At 48.5% G+C, this 20,107-nt stretch carries 19 protein-coding genes; 13 read left to right on the plus strand and 6 right to left on the minus strand.

Translation table 11 applies throughout. The features are described 5' to 3' along the window. The first annotated feature begins 348 nt into the window (after window positions 1-348). Genes ACZ5R2_RS09135 through mnhG form a run of 7 tightly spaced genes read left to right on the plus strand, consistent with a single transcriptional unit; the run spans window position 349 to window position 6,034 of the window. Window positions 349-2,634: a putative monovalent cation/H+ antiporter subunit A gene (locus tag ACZ5R2_RS09135; RefSeq protein WP_464901957.1), complete on the plus strand. Its 2,286-nt coding sequence runs from the start codon at window positions 349-351 to the stop codon at window positions 2,632-2,634. Continuing rightward, on the plus strand, window positions 2,634-3,068 hold the full coding sequence (locus tag ACZ5R2_RS09140) for a Na+/H+ antiporter subunit B (RefSeq protein WP_464901958.1): 435 nt from the start codon (window positions 2,634-2,636) through the stop codon (window positions 3,066-3,068). The genes ACZ5R2_RS09135 and ACZ5R2_RS09140 overlap by 1 nt, the downstream gene beginning before the upstream one ends. Beyond that, a complete protein-coding gene (locus ACZ5R2_RS09145) occupies window positions 3,069-3,422 on the plus strand; it encodes a Na+/H+ antiporter subunit C (protein WP_438459560.1) in 354 nt (117 codons plus the stop codon). It begins immediately after the preceding gene. Beyond that, entirely contained in the window at window positions 3,419-4,912 is a 1,494-nt protein-coding gene (locus tag ACZ5R2_RS09150) for a Na+/H+ antiporter subunit D (RefSeq protein WP_464901959.1), read from the plus strand. Before ACZ5R2_RS09145 ends, ACZ5R2_RS09150 begins: the two co-directional genes overlap by 4 nt. Window position 4,913: 1 nt before the next feature. Further along, window positions 4,914-5,387 (plus strand): Na+/H+ antiporter subunit E, encoded by a 474-nt coding sequence (locus ACZ5R2_RS09155; RefSeq protein WP_438459558.1) that lies wholly within the window; start codon window positions 4,914-4,916, stop codon window positions 5,385-5,387. 4 nt (window positions 5,388-5,391) lie between these two features. Beyond that, window positions 5,392-5,667, plus strand: a complete 276-nt coding sequence (locus ACZ5R2_RS09160) for an MrpF/PhaF family protein (protein WP_438459557.1) — start codon at window positions 5,392-5,394, stop codon at window positions 5,665-5,667. Further along, window positions 5,657-6,034: a monovalent cation/H(+) antiporter subunit G gene (gene mnhG / locus ACZ5R2_RS09165; protein ID WP_464901960.1), complete on the plus strand. Its 378-nt coding sequence runs from the start codon at window positions 5,657-5,659 to the stop codon at window positions 6,032-6,034. The genes ACZ5R2_RS09160 and mnhG overlap by 11 nt, the downstream gene beginning before the upstream one ends. 175 nt (window positions 6,035-6,209) lie before the next feature. Here mnhG and ACZ5R2_RS09170 read toward each other — a convergent pair whose 3' ends face one another. Continuing rightward, window positions 6,210-6,368, minus strand: a complete 159-nt coding sequence (locus tag ACZ5R2_RS09170) for a hypothetical protein (protein ID WP_464901961.1) — start codon at window positions 6,366-6,368, stop codon at window positions 6,210-6,212. A 199-nt stretch (window positions 6,369-6,567) separates the two neighbouring features. Here ACZ5R2_RS09170 and ACZ5R2_RS09175 point away from each other — a divergent pair, with 199 nt between their 5' ends. The 3 genes from ACZ5R2_RS09175 to nspC all read left to right on the plus strand — a co-directional run bounded on the left by ACZ5R2_RS09175 (window position 6,568) and on the right by nspC (window position 11,972). Continuing rightward, window positions 6,568-9,453, plus strand: a complete 2,886-nt coding sequence (locus ACZ5R2_RS09175) for a diaminobutyrate--2-oxoglutarate transaminase family protein (RefSeq protein WP_464901962.1) — start codon at window positions 6,568-6,570, stop codon at window positions 9,451-9,453. Between the two features lie 13 nt (window positions 9,454-9,466). Then, window positions 9,467-10,711, plus strand: coding sequence for a carboxynorspermidine synthase (locus tag ACZ5R2_RS09180; RefSeq protein WP_438459553.1), 1,245 nt, complete (start codon window positions 9,467-9,469; stop codon window positions 10,709-10,711). A gap of 127 nt (window positions 10,712-10,838) precedes the next feature. Then, the gene (gene nspC / locus ACZ5R2_RS09185) at window positions 10,839-11,972 is read left to right on the plus strand and encodes a carboxynorspermidine decarboxylase (protein WP_464901963.1); all 1,134 of its coding nucleotides are present in this window, start codon (window positions 10,839-10,841) and stop codon (window positions 11,970-11,972) included. An 83-nt stretch (window positions 11,973-12,055) separates the two neighbouring features. Here nspC and ACZ5R2_RS09190 read toward each other — a convergent pair whose 3' ends face one another. Continuing rightward, window positions 12,056-12,583 (minus strand): AAA family ATPase, encoded by a 528-nt coding sequence (locus ACZ5R2_RS09190; protein ID WP_464901964.1) that lies wholly within the window; start codon window positions 12,581-12,583, stop codon window positions 12,056-12,058. Between the two features lie 110 nt (window positions 12,584-12,693). On the opposite strand from ACZ5R2_RS09190, the gene ACZ5R2_RS09195 reads away from it, so the two are divergent. Both ACZ5R2_RS09195 and ACZ5R2_RS09200 read left to right on the plus strand, forming a co-directional pair. Next, window positions 12,694-13,308, plus strand: coding sequence for a histidine phosphatase family protein (locus ACZ5R2_RS09195; protein ID WP_464901965.1), 615 nt, complete (start codon window positions 12,694-12,696; stop codon window positions 13,306-13,308). 19 nt (window positions 13,309-13,327) lie between these two features. Further along, complete coding sequence (locus ACZ5R2_RS09200) at window positions 13,328-14,104, plus strand: adenosylcobinamide-GDP ribazoletransferase (protein ID WP_464901966.1); 777 nt, start codon at window positions 13,328-13,330, stop codon at window positions 14,102-14,104. 121 nt (window positions 14,105-14,225) lie between these two features. On the opposite strand, the gene ACZ5R2_RS09205 is transcribed toward ACZ5R2_RS09200, so the two are convergent. From ACZ5R2_RS09205 to ACZ5R2_RS09215, 3 genes are all read right to left on the minus strand, one after another. Beyond that, a complete protein-coding gene (locus ACZ5R2_RS09205) occupies window positions 14,226-14,663 on the minus strand; it encodes a DUF2846 domain-containing protein (RefSeq protein ID WP_464919405.1) in 438 nt (145 codons plus the stop codon). A gap of 700 nt (window positions 14,664-15,363) precedes the next feature. Continuing rightward, on the minus strand, window positions 15,364-15,876 hold the full coding sequence (locus ACZ5R2_RS09210) for a glycine cleavage system transcriptional repressor (protein WP_464901968.1): 513 nt from the start codon (window positions 15,874-15,876) through the stop codon (window positions 15,364-15,366). A gap of 242 nt (window positions 15,877-16,118) precedes the next feature. Next, window positions 16,119-17,024 (minus strand): DUF3943 domain-containing protein, encoded by a 906-nt coding sequence (locus ACZ5R2_RS09215; protein WP_464901969.1) that lies wholly within the window; start codon window positions 17,022-17,024, stop codon window positions 16,119-16,121. Between the two features lie 413 nt (window positions 17,025-17,437). Between ACZ5R2_RS09215 and ACZ5R2_RS09220 the strand changes: the two genes are divergently transcribed. Continuing rightward, the gene (locus tag ACZ5R2_RS09220) at window positions 17,438-18,679 is read left to right on the plus strand and encodes a CinA family nicotinamide mononucleotide deamidase-related protein (protein ID WP_464901970.1); all 1,242 of its coding nucleotides are present in this window, start codon (window positions 17,438-17,440) and stop codon (window positions 18,677-18,679) included. Window positions 18,680-18,741: 62 nt separating this feature from the next. Here ACZ5R2_RS09220 and ACZ5R2_RS09225 read toward each other — a convergent pair whose 3' ends face one another. Then, a complete protein-coding gene (locus ACZ5R2_RS09225; RefSeq protein ID WP_464901971.1) occupies window positions 18,742-20,064 on the minus strand; it encodes an MATE family efflux transporter in 1,323 nt (440 codons plus the stop codon). Window positions 20,065-20,107: the final 43 nt, after the last annotated feature.

Here is a 20,107-nt window from a genome sequence, read left to right on the forward strand (position 1 = left end):
AAGTCATAGTGGGTAATCGCTATGACTTTTTTTTAGAGTGTAAAGAATGACAGGCGATGAGTGATAGGAAAAGGCAAAATCAAAAAAGGCGATATAAATTTTACGCATTAAATAGGGTTTTATGTAGGAAAAACCGAAGCTTAAACTCACAACAAGCGAATATAACTGTGTCATCTTATTAACTAAACTTTGACCTTAGTCAATTCAAAAATATTTGAGTAGATAAAGACCACGAAGTTGTATTAAGCAACGTTAAAATAGTTAATCAAATGAAAGGCAAAATGCATTGCTCGGTTTGATTAGGATAAAGTTCCTTAGCATCAGCATAAGGAAGGGAGGCTTTCATTAATGCTTATCGCCGTTCTGTCAGGGTTTATTCTGGCGGCGTTTGTTCCTTGGCTGTTTAGACAGTTTGGGGAACGGACCAGTCGGCTGCTGGCTATATTGCCCGCGGCACTTTTTATCTATTTCGCCAGTTTTCTTTCCGAAATAACACAACAAGGGCCCAAGATCATCAGCTATGACTGGGTACCCGCTCTGGGGATCAGCCTTAACTTCTTGTTAGATGGCTTAAGTTTGATGTTCGCACTGCTCATCTCGGGCATCGGCTTTTTTGTCATTATCTATGCTGGTAGCTATCTGGCCAATAAGCCCGATCAGCGCAAACTACTGACTTACCTGATGGCCTTTATGGGTGCGATGCTGGGTGTGGTGTTGTCTAACAACCTGATCGCCATGTTTGTCTTCTGGGAGCTGACCAGCATTACCTCGTACATGCTGATTGGTTACTACCATGAGAAAGAGTCATCGCGCAAAAGTGCTCTGCAAGGCCTATTTGTAACGGTAGGGGGTGGCCTTGCGCTATTGGCGGGCATCATTATGCTTGGGCTTATCGCAGGCACTTACGAGTTAAACGAAATCCTCGGCCAAGGGACAAGCCTGCAAACTCATATGCTATTTGGCGTGATGATGTTCTCAGTGCTGGGCGGTACCTTTACCAAATCAGCGCAGTTCCCGTTTCACTTCTGGCTGCCCAATGCGATGGCGGCGCCGACTCCGGTCAGCTCTTACCTGCACTCGGCGACCATGGTTAAGGCGGGCGTTTATCTAATGGCGCGCCTGCAGCCTACCATGGCCGGCTACGATCTTTGGACGTGGATGTTAACGGGTTTCGGTGCGGTGACTATGCTGCTTGGTGCCACTATGGCGGTAACCAGTACCGACCTCAAACGCATTCTTGCTTACTCGACGGTGATGGCGCTGGGTACCTTGACCATGCTGATTGGTATCGGTACCCAGGCTGCGATCGTGGCCTCAGTTGTGTTCTTGCTTGGCCATGCTCTGTATAAAGGTGCACTGTTTATGGCGGCAGGTACGATTGACCATGAAACGGGCACCAAGGATGTACGCGAGCTTGGTGGATTACGTAAAGCCATGCCCTATACCGCAGCGTTTATGTCGCTGGCTGCGCTCGCGCTTGCTGGCGTACCGCCGCTGTTTGGTTTCATTGGCAAAGAGCTGATGCTGGCCGGGGTACTGTCTAGCCCTTGGGGTGTCGCTTTGGCATTTATGGCGGTGTTGACCTCACTGTTTATTGTCACTTGTGCTGGTTTGGTAGTGCTAAAACCCTTCTTTGGCCCACTAAAACCGACACCTAAGCAGGCACATGAAGCGCCAATGGGCTTGCGATTAGGTTTTACGGTGTTATCTGTTATCGGTTTGATCTTTGGCTTGATGCCGAGTCTTGCATCACCACTTGCAACGTCTGCAGCAACAGCGATCAGTGGCGGCAGTGTCGGCGATATCGACCTGGCCCTCTGGCACGGCATTAATCTGCCATTGATCATGAGTTTGACGGCACTGGTATTGGGTTACCTTTTGTTTAAACGCTGGGATAAGTTAGGCAGTTCGATGCAGCGATTTAAGCCGATGCTTAACTATGGTCCGGAGCGTGGCTATTACGTGTTTATGGATAACCTGCTAGCGTTTGCTAAATGGAGCACAGCTAAGCTGCAAAACGGTTATATGTCGAATTACATTCTGACCATCTTTATGACCACCATCGCCCTGGTGGGTTACACCCTATTCACCAAGGTCGGTATCCACTGGCAGCTTGATTTCTCAGACGTCACGATCAAGGGCTTCGGCATTGCTATCTTGATTGTTGTTGTGATCACCTATGCGTGTGTGTCCTCAGCCCGTCTCAGCGCCGTGGCGGCGATTGGTGCGTTGGGCTTTGCTATGGCGCTGATTTATGTCTTCTTTAGTGCACCCGATCTGGCGATCACTCAGGTTCTGATTGAGACGCTGACCGTGATCATGTTGGTGTTGGTACTGTTTAAACTACCAAAATTCCAAACCCTCTCGAGCTCAGATACTCGTTGGCGCGATTGCACCGTGGCGATTTTATTTGGCGCCATGATGGCAACGCTACTGATGACGGTGGTGCATTTTTCGATGCCTGGTGGGATCAGCGAATACCTGATTGCCAATAGTTATCCTATCGCGAAAGGGCGCAATATCGTCAACGTGATTTTGGTGGACTACCGCGCGCTCGATACGCTCGGTGAAATCTTTGTCTTGTCTTTGGCAGCGCTGGGTGTGACCGCGATGCTACGAACCAAAAGGGGTTAATGATGAATAATGGAACCTCGTTAATTCTTCAGGTTATTGCGCGCTTTCTATTGCCAATGCTACTGCTGTTCTCAGTCTTTTTGCTGCTGCGTGGTCACGATGAGCCGGGCGGTGGATTTATTGCGGGACTGGTTGCCTCGGCAGGCTTTGCGCTGCATCTATTTGCTTTTGATGCCAACAAGACTCGTCGCTTGATTGGCATTGATAGCGGCTATTTAACCGGTGGTGGTTTGCTTATCGCCACCTTGAGCGGCTTTGTCGGTGTGATTAAATCGGGCAGCACCTTTCTCAGCGCAGTGTGGTGGTATGTCCATGTCCCAGGTTTGGGTGAGCTCAAGTTTAGCACGCCGCTCATCTTTGATATTGGTGTCTACTTAGTGGTTATCGGCATGGTCACGACCTTGCTGTTTGCCTTGGCGCAGTTGGAGGAATAGATGACTACGTTATTTGCTTTTGTAATAGGCGCCTTGTATGCGGCTGCCTTGTACATGATGTTACGTCGTAGCATCGTTAAACTCGTGATTGGGTTGATCATTCTATCTAACGCCACCAACCTGCTTATCTTTACCGGCGGTGGACTAGTCAAAGGGGCGCCACCTCTAATTGAAGAGGGGCTGTATGCGCCGATAGGACCGATTGCGGATCCTCTGCCGCAAGCACTTATTCTGACGGCGATTGTGATCAGTTTTGGTGTCCTTGCATTTGCTGTGGTGTTGATTAAGCGTGCCTACGCTGTGATTGGCGCAGATGACATGAACGAAATGAAGAGTACAGATTCTCAATTATGATGTTATTAATGCCTGTTCTGATCCCGATGCTGGCTGCGGCGCTGTCGATGACGCTGTGGAAGCATCAAACCTTGCAGCGCTGGATCAGTGTCTTCGCAAACTTTGCTTTGCTAATTGCTGCACTTACTCTGTTTACTAGCGTCTACCAAGACGGTATTCAAGTCGTAACCCTTGGTGATTGGGAAGCGCCGTATGGCATATCATTAGTTGCTGACTTGCTCGCGGTGATCATGGTGACGGTTTCCGCCGTTGTGGCGTTTTGTATCTCTATCTACGCCTTGGCAACCATGACCAAAGAGCATGAGAAATTTGGCTTTTACCCGCTGCTGCATCTAATGTTAGCTGGGGTGATTGGCTCTTTTCTGACTGGTGATATCTTTAACCTCTATGTTTGGTTTGAGATCATGCTCGTCGCATCCTTTGGTCTGCTTATCTTAGGTGGAGAGCGCAGCCAGATGGAAGGGGCACTAAAATACGTGACCCTTAACCTGCTATCGTCAGCGCTGTTTTTGAGCGCGGTCGGTCTGGTGTATGCCTATGCGGGCACGCTCAATATGGCTGATCTTGGCCAAAAGCTTGCAACATCGGACAACCCTGAGGTTGTCACGGTGATCTCGCTGCTGTTCCTGGTTGCGTTTGGCATCAAGGCGGCGGCATTCCCGTTGTTCTTCTGGCTACCAGCGTCATATCATACGCCGCCTGTTGCGATCTCAGCGGTATTTGCAGGCCTGCTCACCAAGGTAGGGGTTTATGCCCTATACCGTGTGTTCAGCGTAATTTTCATTGGCGATATTGCCTTTACCCACAGTACCTTGCTGATGTGGATGGGTATCTTCACCATGGTGACTGGGGTGCTTGGCGCCGCTGCGCAATTTGAGGTGCGCCGTATCCTGTCGTTCCATATCGTTAGTCAGATTGGCTATATGATTCTGGGCCTGGCGATCTTCACGCCTCTGGCCATCATGGGCGGGGTGTTCTATCTATTTCACCATATCGTGGTTAAGACCAACCTGTTCTTGATTGGTGGTGTGATGCATCGCCTACATGGCAGCTATGGACTGGATAAGCTTGGTGGTTTGTATAAATCAGCGCCGTTTCTGGCGATCCTGTTTGCCGTGCCGGCAATGTCACTGGCGGGCATTCCGCCGCTGTCCGGATTTTTCGCTAAGTTTGTCGTGATCAAGGCCGGTATTGAAGCCAAAGAGTGGATAGGGGTGGTTGCCTCGCTAGCGGTCGGTTTGTTGACCATGTACTCGATGGTCAAGATCTGGGCGGAAGCGTTCTGGAAAAAGTTGCCAGAAGACGGCGAAACACTGCCAGCCTTGTCAGACTCAGAACGTTTCTGTCTGTATCTACCCATCATCTTGATGGCCGCGATCACGGTGACGATCGGTATCAATGCCGAGTGGTTTATCAACTTGGCCAGTATGACGGCGGATCAATTGCTTGATCCCCAGCAATACATTCAAGCTGTGTTAGGAGGCCAATAAAGTGAAAGCATTTGGTTGGAATATGGCCCTAGCTCTGGCTTGGGTAGTGTTATCGGGCTCCTACACCATCTCGAATTTGGTGGCAGGGATGATCCTCAGCTATCTAGTATTGGCGTATGTGCTGCGTGATAGCCAATCGTTTGAGGCCTATTTTGGCAAGTTGCCCAAGATGGTGCGCTTTGTGTTGTTCTTTATCTGGGATTTGATCAAGTCTAACGCTCGTGTGGCTTATGATATCGTGACGCCGACTCATATGATGAAACCGGCAGTGATTGCGTTCCCACTTGAAATTAAAAGCGATGCGGGTATCACCTTGTTATCGAACTTAATTACTGTAACACCGGGCTCACTTGCATTGGATGTCTCTACCGATAAGAAGGTTCTATTTGTCCATCTGATGTATTTCGAGGAAGAGCAGCAGCATATCGCTGAGCTGAGACGCCTTGAGGTGATGGTGATGGAAATTTTGGAGTAATACTATGATTGAAACGGTTTACGATATTGGCTTTGCCATGCTAACCCTAGCGCTACTGATCGCCTCAGTGCGCCTACTAAAAGGACCGTCACTGCCAGACCGAGTGGTGGCACTGGAGTTGATGGCTTCGCTTACGGTCGGGTTAGTTGTGTTGTATGGTATTGCCCATGGCGAGCCTAAGTTTATTGATGTCGCTATCGTACTGGCTCTGACGTCGTTCCTTGCTGCAGTTGGCTTCTCTCGATTCTTGGAAAAGCGGGGTATTCGCGATGATGATTGATACTATAGTGGCGTTTTTTGTCCTGTTAGGTTCTTTCTTAATGTTATTGGCGAGTATTGGCCTCAACCGAATGCCGGACTTGTTGACGCGCATGCATGCAACGACCAAGGCGGGTGCGCTCGGAGCTGGTCTGTTGGCGATTGCATTCGCCATCGTTTTCTGGGAAGACAGTGCAATCGTGGTTCGTGCTGGGGTAGTGGTGCTGTTTATCATGCTTACAGCGCCAATCGCAGCCCATGTTTTGGCGCGCACCAGCTATTTCGTTGGGGTTGAGGTGTGGGATGGCACGGTCAAAGATGCGATCAAAGAGCAGTATGACCTTGATACCCACCATCTATCGAGCAAAAACTGTACTGAAGAAAAATAGCGTTTGGTGAACATCGCTCGCTGTGAGTTAAAAAAGCAGGTTTGAGACCTGCTTTTTTCTTGTCTCATGTGCGCGAAAACTGAACTGTTGTCGTGTTTCATAATGCATTTTTAGTTGCAAACTCTCTCATTTTTATGATATTTTCGCGCGCAATCTCGGACAGTTGAGCACAGGCTCACTCTCTGGGGGATACGCGCAGTGACCATTCAAGCTGATTGTGACGCTGCGTAGGGTAGGTATCGGTAAGACCTTTACCGATAGACGGGATACTAGTGTTGCTAGAGTGCAACATGTTATTGGGAAACCCAACATTGAACTCACTAACGACAGACATATTAATCAGCTCCATTCCATATCAATGTCCAGTGCTGCACACCAGCAGTATCACGGAACCTTGAGCTTCTAAATAATAACGTCGCCACCTTCGTGGTTTGATGCGCTTTGCTATTTGTTAGCAAGGGCGTCGTCTATATTTGCCGTCTATGGAATAGGATCGGCTCGTGTTGGATTTTCTCGGATTCAAGGTATATATAATGAGCACCGCCTTTGAAGTCGATACCAGTATCGCAAGCAATTTTTCTTCTCAAGTGCCTGTTTTAGAAGGCAATTATGATTTAACCCTAGACTCAGCGCTACGTGAGCAGCAAGAGCATGAGTCAGAGGTTCGTTCTTACCCTCGTCGACTACCAATCGCAATTAAAAAAGCGTACGGGGCGTTGGTTGAAGATACACGTGGTCAGGTTTTCCTAGACTGTCTAGCGGGCGCTGGCACGCTTGTATTGGGTTATAACCACCCAGAAATCAACCAAGCACTCAAAGAGCAGCTTGATTCAGGTCTGCCTTATCAGACGCTGGACATCACAACCGAAGCAAAAGCAAACTTTATTCGTCAGGTAAAAGCCTTCTTGCCAGAAGATTTTGCCAAAGACTCAGCAATCCAGTTCTGCGGTCCTTCAGGCGCTGACGCGGTTGAAGCGGCGATTAAGCTGGCTAAGCAGACCACCGGTCGCAACACCATGTTTGCCTTCCGTGGTGCTTACCACGGCATGACCAACGGTACCATGGGCATGATGGGTAACCTTGGCACCAAAGAGCGCCGCACTGGCCTAATGTCAGATGTGCACTTTATGCCGTTCCCATACAGCCTGCGCTGCCCATTTGGTCTTGGCGGCGAAGAGGGCGCGAAAGCCAACATTCGCTACATTGAACGTCTTCTCAACGACGATGAAGCGGGCATCATGAAGCCTGCGGCAATCATCGTTGAGCCTGTACAAGGTGAAGGCGGCGTGATCCCAGCCCCTGCACAGTGGCTGCGCGAACTGCGCCGGCTGTGTGACGAGCACGAAATCTTGCTCATTCTGGATGAGATCCAGTGTGGTGTCGGTAAAACTGGTTACCGCTTCGCATTTGAAGAAGCAGGCATCAGCCCAGACATCCTGTGTTTGTCAAAAGCGATTGGTGGCGGCCTGCCAATGTCGATCTTGGTCTTCAATAAGAAAGTTGATACCTGGCGTCCAGGCGAGCACACGGGTACGTTCCGTGGTAACCAGCTAGCGATGGTATCGGGCGCTAAAGCGCTAGAGATCATTGAGCGTGACAACCTAGTAGAGCACGCCAACATTGCGGGTCAGTACCTACGCCTTGGTCTTGAAAACATCCAAAAACGCGTTAACTGCATTGCAGAAGTGCGTGGCAAAGGCTTGATGCTCGGCATTGAGATCAAAAAGCCAAGCGGTGAGAAAAACAAATTTGGTGAGCCAGCCTCAGATGGCGAGTTAACCCTTAAGATCCAGCGTGCAGCGCTTGAACGCGGCTTGATGGTAGAGAAGGGCGGTCGTGATGGCTCGGTGATCCGCTTCCTGCCTCCTGTGATCATCTCTTTTGAGCAGATTGATTTTGCTCTGCGCACTCTTGAGGCAGCCATGCTGGCGGCGGGCGCTGATATGGTTGAAGAGCCTGCAGACAATCACAAGTGGAAAAAGCACTTTATTCACACCGGCGAGACTGGTGCCAACGAGTTCGCTGATGTGATGAACCACACCACGCGCGTGATGAAAGAGATCTTCGAGCAAGTCGAGCAGCCGTACTCAGGTATGGAGCCTGCGCAGCTTGAGGCGCAGATCAACGCGGTGAATCTAGATGCGTCGGACAAGAGCCTCAAAGAGGTGATCGACAGCACCACAGATTTGGTGGCGAAGAATGCAATCTTCACTCAGCACCCTAACTGTATTGCTCACCTGCATACTCCGCCATTGATGCCATCTGTGGCAGCCGAAGCGATGATCGGTGCACTTAACCAGTCAATGGACTCATGGGATCAAGCCTCATCAGCGACCTACGTTGAGCAAAAAGTGATTAACTGGCTATGTGACAAGTATGAGCTAGGCACCAAGGCCGATGGCATTATGACCAGTGGCGGCACACAGAGTAACCAGATGGGTCTGCTGCTCGCGCGCGATTGGATTGCTGACAAGCTAAGCGGTCACTCGATCCAGAAGCTCGGTCTGCCGGATTACGCCGACAAGCTGCGTATTGTCTGCTCAGACAACGCTCACTTCACGGTACAGAAATCGGCTTCTTGGATGGGCCTAGGTGAGAAAGCGGTACTAAGCGTGCCAGCCAACCTTGATGGCACCATGAAAGCTGAGCTGGTAGAGCAAGTGGTTGCTGATGCCAAGGCAGAGGGTTTGATCCCGTTTGCGATTGTCGGCACTGCAGGCACCACTGACCACGGTGCAATTGATAACCTTGACGTGATTGCCAATGTTGCAGACAAGCATGAGCTTTGGATGCACGTTGATGGCGCATACGGCGGTGCACTGATCCTAAGCGGCTCAAAAGGGCGTCTATCTGGTATTGAGCGCGCAGCATCAGTGAGTGTCGACTTCCACAAGCTGTTCTTCCAAACCATCAGTTGCGGTGCGCTATTGGTGAACGATAAGGCAAACTTTAAGTTCATGCTGCATCACGCGGATTACCTAAACCGTGAGCACGATGAGCTGCCAAACCTAGTGGATAAGTCGATTGCGACCACTAAGCGTTTTGATGCACTTAAAGTCTTTATGACCATGCAGAGCGTAGGACCGCAGGCGCTCGGTGAGATGTACGATCATCTTCTAGAGCAGACTCAACAAGTTGCGGATATGGTTGACGCGAAAGCTGGCTTTGAGTTGCTGGCTCGCCCATCGCTATCAACCGTGTTATTCCGTACTACACTTGGTGAAGCTAAAGGCTGGGACAAATTAAACCAACAAGTGCGTATCGAAGCCTTGGTACGCGGCGTCGCAGTGCTGGGTGAAACGGTAATTGAGGGCCAATCGGCGCTGAAATTCACCATCTTGAACCCAACCCTGTCTATGACGGATTTTGAAAAACTACTTAATGATATCAACCAACTAGCGGTTGAGTTAGTAAAATAAGGTAACGGAAACTATGGCAATTCTACAGATTGGTGCAGGCGGTGTTGGCTGGGTAGTGGCACACAAAGCCGCTCAGAACAACGATGTACTAGGTGATATCACAATCGCATCACGTACCGTGGGCAAGTGTGAAAAAATCATCGAGTCGATTCAGAAAAAGAACAACCTGAAAGACCCATCGAAGAAACTGGAAGCGCGCGCGGTGAACGCGGACGACGTAGAAGCATTGGTTGCATTGATCAAAGAGGTTCAGCCTGATCTTGTGATTAACGCCGGTCCTCCGTGGGTGAACATGACCATCATGGAAGCGTGTTACCAAGCAAAAGTTTCATACCTTGATACTTCAGTGGCCGTTGACCTGTGCTCTGAAGGTCAGCAGGTACCACAAGCGTATGACTGGCAGTGGGGCTACCGTGAGAAGTTTGCTGAAGCGGGCATCACAGGTATTCTTGGCGCGGGCTTTGATCCAGGCGTAGTATCGGTATTTGCTGCTTACGCAGTGAAGCACCTATTCGATGAGATTGATACCATCGATGTCATGGATGTGAATGCGGGCGACCACGGTAAGAAGTTTGCGACCAACTTTGACCCAGAAACCAACATGCTTGAGATCCAAGGTGACTCTTTCTACTGGGAAAACCAAGAGTGGAAACAAGTGCCATGTCACTCACGTATGCTAGAGTTTGATTTCCCACTAGTGGGTAAGCACAAGGTTTACTCAATGGCGCACGATGAAGTACGTTCAATGCAGGAATTTATCCCAGCGAAGCGTATCGAATTCTGGATGGGCTTTGGTGATAAGTACCTCAACTACTTCAACTGCATGCGTGATATTGGCCTATTGAGCCCAGATCCGCTAACGCTACACGACGGCACTGTGGTTCAGCCTCTGCACGTACTAAAAGCACTGCTACCGGACCCAACCTCTCTAGCGCCGGGCTACACAGGTAAAACCTGTATCGGTACTTGGGTTCAAGGTAAGAAAGACGGCGCTGAGCGCAGCGTGTTTATCTACAACAACGCCGACCACGAAGTGGCTTACGAAGACGTAGAGCACCAAGCAATCTCTTACACCACTGGCGTTCCTGCGATCACCGCAGCGCTACAGTTCTTCCGTGGCAAGTGGGCAGACAAGGGCGTGTTCAACATGGAGCAATTGGACCCAGATCCGTTCCTAGAAACTATGCCTGAGATCGGCCTAGACTGGCACGTTCAAGAGCTTGAAGTGGGTCAGCCTGAGATTCATAAGCTAAAATAAGTTAGCTTGCTGGCGCTTTTCAATTTGCGAAGATGAAAAGCGCGCTAAGGCCAAATCCACCATTTGGCCAGATATTAAGAGCCGATGCGCAAGCGTCGGCTTTGTTCGATTTAGAGTGATGGTCTGTATGCAAAAGCACGAACTAAAAACCCCATACTTTATGATCAACGAAGATAAGTTGATTGAAAATCTAGAAAAAGCGAAATACCTCAAAGAGATCTCCGGCGTGAAATTGGTTTTGGCGCTGAAGTGTTTCTCAACCTGGGGTGTGTTTGACATCATCAAGCCTTATCTAGATGGCTCAACTAGCTCAGGCCCATTCGAGGTAAAACTCGGTTACGAGACCTTCGGTGGTGAGACACACGCGTACAGTGTTGGCTACAGTGAAGACGACGTGCGCGAAGTGGCGGATATCTGCGACAAGATGATCTTCAACTCGCAAAGCCAACTGGCAGCCTACCGTCATATTGTTGAAGGCAAAGCGTCTTTGGGCCTGCGTCTTAACCCTGGCGTAAGCTACGCCGGTCAAGATTTAGCAAACCCAGCGCGTCAGTACTCACGCCTTGGCGTACAAGCCGATCACATTAACCCAGAGGTGTTCGAAAGCCTTGATGGCGTGATGTTCCACATGAACTGTGAGAATAAAGACGTTGATGCCTTTACTGCACTGCTTGATTCGATCTCTGAGCAGTTTGGTGAGTACTTAGACCAAATGGATTGGGTTAGCCTTGGCGGCGGCGTGTTCTTCACCTGGCCTGGCTACGAAATTGATAAGTTGGGCGCAGCGCTGAAAGCGTTTACTGATAAACACAGTGTGCAGTTATACCTAGAGCCTGGTGAAGCGATTATCACTAAAACTACTGACCTGGTAGTGACTGTGGTGGATATTGTTGAGAACGTAAAGAAAACCGCTATTGTTGATTCAGCCACTGAGGCGCACCGCCTAGATACGCTGATCTATGATGAGCCTGCATCAGTACTGGAAGCGAGCGAGCAGGGCGAGCACGAATACGTGATTGGCTCATGTTCATGTCTGGCCGGCGATCAGTTTTGTGTTGCTAACTTTGATGCGCCGCTAGAGGTTGGCCAGCGCCTGCATATCCTAGACAGTGCTGGTTACACCATGGTGAAACTAAACTGGTTTAATGGTTTGCGTATGCCTTCGGTTTATTGTGAGCGTTCAGATGGTCAACTTCAGAAGTTGAATGAGTTTGACTATAACGACTTTAAACGCTCTTTGTCACAATGGTCGGTTAAATAATAAGGGGCGAGGTGCGGGTTACACTTCGTTCCGGGAAGCGAGTAGCAGGGCACTTGTGTTGTGTTGCTCGCACCCCTTAAGCGTTATGTTATCTGAGCTTTGATAAAGTTCACTCTGGATTCTATTGTCCCCCACGGCACTTCCACTATTTCGTAGGCTAAGTCTGAGTAGGCTGAAATTAAGTTTTGGTGGATGAGTAGCGCCTCTTCAAAACTGTGTGGCCTGACTTGGTCTTGGTTGTAGATACTTGCTTCGGGCTTACACATAAAAATCTTATGGTGGTAGCCTGACCCTGCCTGAATGTACTTCGGGTCAACGTCACACTCTCCTGTTCGTAAATAAGCAATAATGTCCGGGATGGCACGATCTAAAAATGTGGCCTTAGTGTCCGCGTAATTTGCCAAGTGCTTTTGTTTGAGCATTAAGTCGAAACACAAATCAGCAAACGCCGGTAAGTCAGTCCAAGGCAATACGCCATCTTCAAGCGCTAACTGCTGCTCAATGAGGCTCCTTGAACTCTCCTCAAACGTCATAAAGCCCTGTTCACTTAATGCCTCAATAATGGTGGTTTTTCCTGCGCCGGGACCACCGGTGATAACGATCGGATTCATGTTGACCTATTCGTGATTAATCAAAAAGTTACGCCCGTATGTACATTAGCGTGTATGATGCCACGTAGGATAATGGTCAGTGTAGAAAGAAGCAATATAAGGGCTTGATAATGGACAACGCACTCACACACATTGAGCTTTTGCGCCACGGTCGACCAGAGGGAGAGCAGTGTTTTCGTGGTCATAGCGAATTTGCTTTGACCGAGTCTGGTTGGCAGCAAATGTATAAAGCGGTGGCTGGGCTTACCCAAGTTGATGTGGTGATCACATCGCCAAGGATTCGTTGCCAGGCGTTTGCCAAGCTATATGCGAGTGACCAAAAGACCCCTCTAGTGATTGAGCCGGGTTTTCAAGAGCTCAACTTTGGCGACTGGGATGGCAAAGAAAAACAAGCGGTCTGGGATCAAAACCAAGCTCAACTGATGGCCTTTTGGGATGATCCGTGGGCAACCACACCGCCAAATGGAGAGCGTTTAGTCGACTTTGATCAGCGCATTGAAGCGGCTTGGAAAGCGGTACTTGAGCGTTATCAAGGTAAGCGCATACTGTTGGTCACTCATGGTGGCGTGATTAAGCAGATTATTCGGCAGAACCTGAATATGCCAAGAGATGGTCACTATCTACAGCGGATGAATATTCCCTATGGCGCGCGGGTTTCGATGTCGGTTTATCGAGATGAACACAATAAATTGTGGCCACAGTTATTATGGCCAGAGCAGGATTAAATAAGTGAACGCAAGCACAATGAAGCAATGGTTAATTCGTGAGTGGCAAGTCTATTGTTTAGCACTGATGATATTCACTCGCATCCCGGTGCCACAAAGTACCCCTTATAGTGAAGCTCTAAAAAATGAGTCGTATAAGTACGCTGGCCTAGTCGGGCTATTGGTTGGTGGACTCAATGCGGTTGTTTATTTTCTCGCCGTTCAACTCTGGCCAATTGAGATTGCGGTGGTGCTGTCGATGATGGCAGGGATTTACCTAACCGGCGCCTTTCATGAAGATGGGTTCGCTGATACCTGTGACGGGTTTGGTGGTGGATTTACTCCACAGCGCAAGTTGGAAATAATGAAAGACTCCCGTGTTGGCGCGTATGCGTTACTCGGTATAGTAATGATACTGCTGTTAAAATATTCAAGCCTTACTGCACTCGGTCAATTTGGCATGTCAGAGGTTATGATTAGTATTGTGTTGGCGCATATCCTTAGTCGTACTATCGCAGTGAGCTTTATATATACTCATGATTATGTGCGGCAAACCGAGCACTCAAAGTTAAAGGTTTCACCAAGTCAACATGCTAAAAGGGATCGAGATACACTGTTGATCATTGCGCTTGGAAGTCTAGCACTGCTGCCTTATTGGAGTTATGCGATTGGGATAGTCGCTTTTTTATCCATCACGCGATGGCTTTTAGGGCGTTGGATGGTTCGCCAGGTCGGTGGTTATACAGGCGATGCACTTGGGGCTACGCAGCAAATAACAGAGGGGGTGTGTTATCTCTATTTGTTGGTCTGTTTGTAAGTCGATACTAAACGTAGTAAGTGTCCTTGGTAAACAATGACGATTATTTCTCTCATAACATGCAAGATGACAGGAGGAACACTGATTCCTCTTGCCATCTCAGCCATTAGGGCTCTGAAAATTATTCTGCCAAGCTAAGCTTATTGACGCGATCCATGCCTTCAGATTCGCTCACTTCTCTTAAATCTGCTCCACCAACAAACACGCCCAATTTTATGTAATTTTCCACAAAATAGTTCTTTTGTGGTTCCATTGTAATGATTAAGTCATTAGGACTAAACTCTGATTCAGTCGATATTTTATATTCTCCAGAGTCAAGTACTCTATAAAAATATACATCTGGGGCTGATTGACCTATTGGTTCATCATTAATTGCTATTTCTTTCTTTAAGGCTCTTCCGACAAAGGAATCACGGAAAATATATAATCCTGACTTACCTTCTGGTGGCGTTCTGAACTGTTTGGCTTCTGTATCGGCTTCGACTGAGGCCATAGGCACAGAGGCACACCCACCCAGAACTAAGATTGAAAGAGCTACTGCTAACCATTTTCTCATCATACTTCCTTGTATATCTTGCGAAAAACACCAGTTTATAATAAAAATACTAGTTACAAAAATGTTAATTACAAGGGGGCTAATCAAGCTTGGCTAGGTTTTGTTGGAATACACCCTAATTAGTCATAATTATCTATATGAAGCATGTTAACTTATACTTTGAAGTCTTCTAATACCAAGGCCTTTGGATGGCGGAAATAATGTTCATATGGTGTATTGATAAAACTTGAGGAGTATGGCTGTTTTTAAAATTCACGAACGCCATTACAAGGGAAATTATAGGAGAGTAGATGGGCGATTTAGATAATACGGTTATTACCGTATTAGTGTTAGCGTCATTTATATTAGTCCCAGTAATTGCGGGCTTTCTTAGTGCACCGAGTGAAAAAAGAGCAGAATAGGAGCGATAGGCCATTTTTAAGTATCGAGTCACTGACAAGAATATGACGTGCATGCACTGTAGTGGTGAACATTTTGGTAATGGAAATATGTTACTCAATACCCGCCTAGTGAGTATGACTGGTTTGGATTGGGTTAATAGAGGTTCATCCACATTGGAGTGTGGTCAAGTTCAGCTCATGCTCAAGAAATGATCATCGACAGAATCGAAGAGTCTTGATGGGCTTGTGTAATTTGTTATTCCAAGTTGGTGAATCTGTGGAGAAACAGGTTGTGCTGATTCCCCACGTTTGCTTCTATTGGCTCATGACTCTAGGATCACACGTGTATCTTCACTAAGCATCTCAAGATCCTTGGTCACATCTTCAATACTCAACTCAGGCGCCAGCTTGAGCGCCATATTGGCACTGAATAGGCTCGAGCTTATCCCGCCCCCACTGGCAACAAATACGCGATTGCAGTCCATATCAAGAATCGATATGCCTTTGGCATCCAGAATATGAGTGATCTCGTTAACGATCCCAGCGCGATCATTTGCATCAAGCCGTACTTGATGAATCGTATCTGTCTTCGAGGAGTTATCGACGCTATCTTCGATCTGCACCATCAGACCAGGATGCCCCTCAAATGCCTGCTTCACTACCGATTCATTAGCTTTAGGTACTTCAACTTTGATGACTGCGGCGACATGCTCATCAATAAAGTTGACTTTGCTGGTTAGCCACTTACCGCCATTTTCATGGGTGACAGCCGCGAGTTGCTTGATGGTTGAGGGTTGTGCTTTACCGGCAAAGTTTACGATAAATATGCTGTTCATAGTCTCCTCCTAGACTTCGGTGCTGATTGGCGCAGGTTGTTATATCACGGTGTAATTATGGTTACGCCACAGCACAGGTTAAGGTTTAGTTTAGAGGCCTTGTCAGACAATTGTTTGAGTAAGTTCAAAAAATTAAAGCCAGACGAATACCTATGCGCTAAAACAGTAGCTTGGGCACATAATTGACCACAAAAAAAGCGACCGCATGGGTCGCTTTTGTGCATTTTGTTGAGTACTTTGGCTTAGAAGTGAACCTTAAACTCAACTGCATAAAACTGCGAATCGTATTTAGCACCTGAATCGAGTGCGAATTGCGCCGCTTGTGAGTTACCAAACCACGGAGTGTGGTTAAACTGGAACTCAGCACTGCCGCCCCACGCATCGGATACCCAACCATGAATGTGCCCAACCGGGTTGAGGAAAAACAGAGTCACATCACCCACGCGCTGTGAGCCCCACACTTCGCCGCCGTTCGCAACGATGTCTTGCTCAGCCTCGAACATCATTTCACCCACCACAGCACCAAAGAAAGGTGTAATAAACAGATCCTGCCATGACGGGACTTCAGCAAATGCCTCTACACCGTATTCCCAAAAGAATGCTGACATAGTCGCAGAGTAGATAAACGACTCAAACTCATTAAATCCGGAGTGACGCGCTGCCGTATAGTACACACCGCCAAAGTAGGGGTGCATTACATAGTTTAGAAAGTGTTCGTCACGATCCCATACCGGGCCTTCCTTGACGTTGTCCCACCACTGTCTACCTAAGCCACTCAGCTTGATGTCATCTTCATCCCACTTGGTGATTGACTCGGGAAGAAGAGTCATAAAGCCAACAGTAGCCACACTCAGGCCCAATATGGTGTAGGTTTGCCCCATTAGGTAGTCCCAATCCTTCTCATCCTGTACGGTTAGGTACTTAGGTAGAGTGGGCTCATTGATATTGAGTTCTGGCTCGGCCAAGCTCATTGAGTATGGGTCGAGCTTAGGTTGATAGCGATAAGGTTGTGCCTGTGTCCAACAAGATCCTTGGCAATCTGGGGTATAGGAGAATTCAATATGTTGATGCTCGTTGAATGAGCTTGCCGCAGCAGTCGTACAAACGGATGCAGAGACCAGCAAGGCACTAAGACGATTTCTTAACACGAAAACTCCAATAGATTGATTGTTAGTTGTAAACCTAAGAATTATCCTTCAAAGCACGCAAGATTGGAAATTTTTTTCGGCATCAATCACATATTTTTACCTTGATTGTTGTCGAAACATATTAGCGTCAAGTTTGAGTGATAACTGTTCCAATTTTACGCCTCAACGATAGCTAGGTGCTTGCTCATCAACTGGAGATATTTTAGGGAGCAAAGTCACCAATTGCAGATAAAGCAACGCTGATTAAGCTAAAAAGGTAGGGGTTTGCAGGGCCATTTCGTTACAATGTAGTGATGTGCTATTTGGGCTTTCTTAGTGTTGGCCCGATTTGTAACTCTATATCTTACAGCGACTTAATAGTAAGTCATTGTCCCGATATAAGAGACAATAAACAATAAGGATTGACCGTCTTAATGATCAAAATCGTAATGCTAAGCACGGGTGAAGAAGTGCTTCATGGAGACATTGTCGACACCAATGCTGCCTGGCTGTCAGAGTACTTTTACCAACAAGGGCTGCCCTTAGCCCGTCGCTCAACCGTGGGCGATCACATGGATACCTTGATCGAAGAGTTGGTTACGCTGAGTTTCAATAACGATGTGGTGATCGTCAATGGTGGTTTGGGGCCGACGACCGATGATATGAGTGCCGAGGCGATGGCCGCGGCGGCAGAGGTGGGTTTGGAACTCAATACCCAGTGGCTAGACAGGCTCAAGCAATTTTTCGCCGCTCGAGGCAAAGAGATGCCCAAAAGCAATATCAAGCAAGCGATGTTGCCTGTGGGCGCTGAGATGATCGACAACCCAGTCGGCACAGCGTGTGGGTTTAAGGTTCGACTTAATGATTGTGACTTGTACTTTACCCCGGGCGTGCCAAGTGAATTTAAGAAGATGATCACAGAGGCAATATGCCCACGCATCAAAGCCGGTGTTCCCACGCTCACGCCAATGCGTTGCAGTCGTTTGTATACCTTTGGCAGTACCGAGTCTGGCCTGTCAGATAGACTGGCTAAGTTCGATCTTCCAGAGGGCTATGAGTTTGGTTACCGCTCGGCGATTCCTTTTATCGAGGTTAAGTTACTTGGCCCGGCTGATGATATTGAGGTACGCGTTAAGCTGATGCAAATGGTCTACAAGTTGATCGCGGAATTTGTGGTCAGTATTGATGAAACCATGATTGAGCATATTGGACATTTGCTCGCGGATAAGAAGCTTAATCTATCGATTGCTGAAGAATCGACCTTTGGGCACCTGAGTTACTGGGTAAACTCAGATGAGAAAGCCAGTGCGCAGATGGGCTCGGCCTGGGTGCTTGGTAGTGACAAACCTAACTTCAATCATGAGCAAGACCCGGTGGCAGCGGCCTTAGCACTGGCAGGTGCTAGCAAAGATCGCTGTAAAAGTGATGTCGCAGTCGTCACTGGGGCCTTAGATAACCAGACCTTTGCTATTGCAGTCGCGACCGAGCAAGGGGAGTGGGGGCAGTTGCTGAGCTTTAATCGTCGCTACAATACTGAAAACAGTAAGGTGGTCATTTCGACACTGGCGATGGATATGTTGCGTCGCATCCTATCAGCGGCGAGTGTTTTCCCGGAATACGCCTCTGTGACGCGCAGCAAAGAGATCTTTATCCCTGCCTCAATGATTGAGAGCTAGTTTTATTGTTACGTTTGAACGGCCCCAAGCTCGGGGCCGCAGGTCATCCCAGCCTAGGCGTGCTAGCCAGGCTCTTTTGCCAAGCGTTGATACAGCATCACCACCAGGAAAATCCCGGTTGCCGCTAGGCCAATCCCGATCCCTGCCCAAATACCGGTCAGGCCGTAGTCGCGAGTGAGCATCCAGGCACTAGGAATGCCAAATCCCCAATAACCAATCGCAGTAATCAGTGTCGGACCTTTGACTATGGTCATGCCACGCAGCAAATTGATTGCCAACAACTGCCAAGCATCGACCACAAATGAGATCGCAACTACCCAAAGTACCGAGCGAAACAATGCCGCAGCGGCTTGCTCAGCGCTATCAAGGTTGAACAAGGCAATGATCACGCCGGGAAAGGCGATAAATACGGCGCACAGCACTAGGCTAAGCAGCGTCATCAAGGCAAAGCTTTTTAACGCGATGGTTTTAATCGCAGCGAAATTGTTCGCACCAAACTCTCGCCCTACCAGTATCGCTGCCGCTTGAGAGAGGCCGAAGTTAATGTTCCAGGTAAAACTCAGGCACTGCAAAAGGATTTGGTGAATCGCGAGCGCGGTGACGCTGATGGTTCCCGCCAGCAGCGTTCCACCGTATATAAGGCCATTTTCCATCAGGGCGGCAAGCATAATTGGCGTACCAAGACCTAAAATGGGCAACATAGCCCCAGGGCGGTAGTGTTTAAGCCTTTGCCATGGCACATAAGCTTGGTAGCTTGGGTGACGGAATAGCCACCAACTGTAGCCAAGCATCACGATCAACGCGGACAGAGCCGTGCCAAGCCCAAGGCCCTTGAGTTCGAGACCGAGCGGGAACGCAAGTAGGTAGGAAAGGGGGATATTGATCAGCACGGTGGCAATCGACATAAACATCACCGAACGAACGTTACCGGTTGCACTGGCTAAGCCTCGCAGTACAAGCAACATCAGTGAGGGCAGCATTGCCCATTTGACGGCCTCGAGGTAAACCATCGCTTGCTCTATCACCGCTTGTGGCTGACCCGCGAGCATCAAAAACTGCGGGGCGGTGGCAAAGACCATCACACTACCGATAGAGAGCAGGAGTGCGACTAGAATTCCGCCTTTCACTGCGCGGTCGATTTGCGCTTGTGCGGCTTCACGCTGGGCGACTTGTTTGCCGTAAGCAATCGCCACCAGATTGGCGACGCAGCCGACAATACTCGAGATGAGAATAAAGACGAAGTTGTAAACCGTCGCCCCCAATCCACCTGCGGCAATGGCGGCGACAGAGAGTTGGGACATCATCCAGATATCCGTGAGGACCAGTGCCATTGAAATAAGTTGGGAGATGATCAGCGGCAGAGCCAGTGTGAGTATTGTTTGCATAAGGTCCTCTTTGGTGGAGGAGTAAAATAGCGATCTATCGATT

It is taken from the genome of Vibrio sabulosilitoris (genome assembly GCF_055391395.1).